The sequence below is a fragment of the Telluria sp. AZSoR62 genome (assembly GCF_058111565.1).
Window position 1 is genome coordinate 1 of the sequence record NZ_JBYTST010000106.1, and the last position, 407, is coordinate 407.

The 407-nt window shown below is 60.9% G+C and carries 1 protein-coding gene; it reads left to right on the forward strand.

What is annotated here, in order from left to right; genetic code table 11:
• Positions 1-164: 164 nt before the first annotated feature.
• The coding region (locus AC3XQU_RS23080) for a recombinase family protein (RefSeq protein ID WP_489876491.1) at positions 165-407 on the forward strand (243 nt) is incomplete at its 3' end.

A 407-nucleotide genomic window follows, 5' to 3' on the forward strand; every position in this document is an offset into this window, starting at 1 on the left:
TTGACGTCGTTGCTGACGATCAATCTGGGTTCTGCGAAGGGGCTTCCCAGCGTCGCGCCGGTGGTGCCTCCGGTGCTGAACCCGACAGGATCGTTCACGGAGTTCCGCGGCTGAGATAGTCGACTGAGCGAGGGGCGGGGCCGTTGTGGTCTCGCCCCTTTCTCATGTCCGCTACAGTTGCGGTAGATACAGTGGACGAAGGGGACACAGTGAGTCGTGCATACGGTTGGACAGAGACGAATGACGCCACCATCGACGAGGAAGCAGAAGTCATCCGCATGATGGCCACCACCCTCCTCGACGGCGGCTCACTCCGCGGACTCGTCGACCACCTCGAAACCGAGGGCATCTCCACCGTTTCCGGCAAAGCGTGGAAACCGATCACCATCAAACGCGCACTCACCAAC